Source organism: Massilia sp. CT11-108, from assembly GCF_047302915.1.
Classification (GTDB): domain Bacteria; phylum Pseudomonadota; class Gammaproteobacteria; order Burkholderiales; family Burkholderiaceae_D; genus Telluria; species Telluria orientalis.
The window spans coordinates 1-1,739 of record NZ_JBKYMO010000808.1 but is presented as its reverse complement, the minus strand read 5'-3'; the positions used below and the strand labels follow the sequence as shown (position 1 = coordinate 1,739).

The 1,739-nt window shown below is 65.4% G+C and carries 2 protein-coding genes; both read right to left on the bottom strand.

The window, feature by feature from the left end; all coding sequences use genetic code 11:
• On the bottom strand, positions 1-1,185 hold a 1,185-nt coding region (locus tag ACEN88_RS30940; RefSeq protein WP_413345893.1), incomplete at its 3' end, for a methyl-accepting chemotaxis protein.
• Between the two features lie 224 nt (positions 1,186-1,409).
• Positions 1,410-1,739 (bottom strand): M48 family metalloprotease (locus ACEN88_RS30935; protein ID WP_413345891.1); only part of this gene is annotated, 330 nt, incomplete at its 5' end.

The window sequence follows — 1,739 nt, the reverse complement described above, 5'->3', positions numbered from 1 at the left end:
GCGCACCTCGCCCGCCACGACGGCGAAGCCGCGGCCCTGTTCGCCGGCGCGCGCCGCTTCGACGGCCGCGTTCAGCGCAAGGATGTTGGTCTGGAAGGCGATGCCGTCGATGACCGAAATGATGTCGACGATCTTCTTGGACGAATCGTTGATCGCGCCCATCGTCTGCACGACCTGGTCGACGACGGCGCCGCCCTGCGTCGCGATTTCCGACGCGGCGATCGACAGCTGGCTCGCCTGGCGCGCGTTGTCCGCGTTCTGGCGCACGGTGCCCGTCAGTTCTTCGACCGTGCTGGCCGTCGTGCCGAGCGAGCCGGCCTGCTGTTCGGTGCGCGAAGACAGGTCCATGTTGCCGGCCGAGATTTCGGCCGACGCGGTCGCGATGGTATCGGTGCCGCTGCGCACCTGCGCGACGATCGCGACGAGGCTGTCGTTCATGTTGCGCAGCGCGCGCAGCAGGGCGCCCGTCTCGCACGTGCCGCTCGCGTCGATGTGCTGGGTGAGGTCGCCGGCGGCCACCTTCTCGGCCAGGTCCACGGCCTGGCGGATCGGACGCACGATCGCAATCGCGAGCACCCACGCGCAGCCGGCGCCGAACAGCACGGCGATGCCGGCCACGATCATGATCATGCGCGCGCTGTGGCGGCTGGCGTTGTCGATCTCCCTGGCGATGGTGTCGATGCGGTTCTGCTGCATCTTGACCAGCTCGGCCTGCTTGCCTTCGTAGGCTTCCGACGTCGGCACGTATTCCTGGTTCAGGATGCGCTCGGCCTCGGCGGTGTCGCCGGCGGCCTTGGCCTTGATGGCGCGTTGCTTGGACGACGTGTAGGCCTTGCGCAGTTCGCCGATGCGGCCGAACAGCGCGCGTTCCTCGTCGCCGTCGACCAGCGCTTCGATCTGCTTCTGCAGTTCGGTCGAGCGGCTGGCGGTCTTGACGCCGTCGGCCTTGAAGAATTCGACGAGGCTGGGGTCCGAGCTCTTGACGATGGCGGCGGTACGGCGCACGGCGGCGAACGTCTGCATATGCCATTCTTCCATCATGCGCTCCTTGGCCAGCGGGACGGCCATCATCGCGCGCGTCGCATCCGCGATCGCATTCAGGCGCCAGACGGCGGCGGCCGCGATGACGAGGGTCAGGCCCAGCACAAGGGCGAAGCCCACGCCGAGACGTTTCGCAATATTCATATTGGCGAGAAAGCCCATCTTGTTCTTCCTTGATTCAAGCGTGATTGTTATGTGGGAAGAGGTAACAAACAGTTCCCGGCTTGATTCTACGTACAGGAAAGAATTTTTTGTTGCCTTATGGAACTCCGCGCCCAAAAAGTGTGCATATGAGCACCATAATGTTGCCCGCAGGTGACAGCATCATGCATGTCCGTTAACTGCCATGATGAGGTTGACAACGGGTGTCAGCGGGCGGTCTTGCGCAGGCGCGCGATGCGTTCGGCGGTGTCGGGGTGCGTGGACAGATACGACATCGATTTCTTCAGCCAGCGCGGCAGTTTGTCCTCGCCTGGACGCGCGCGCTCCAGCGCCTCCAGGGCGTCGGCGAGCACGTCCGGTTCCAGGCCGTTGTGGCGCAGGACCGCGACGGCGTCATCGTCCGCTTCCAGTTCCATCGACCGCGAATACCGCATCTGCGTCAGCACGGCCGGCAGGCCTGCGGCGACGGCGCTGAAGTCCCCGAACAGCGTGGCCGACATCGCGGCCGTCAGCGACGACCCCGTCATCGCGCGCGT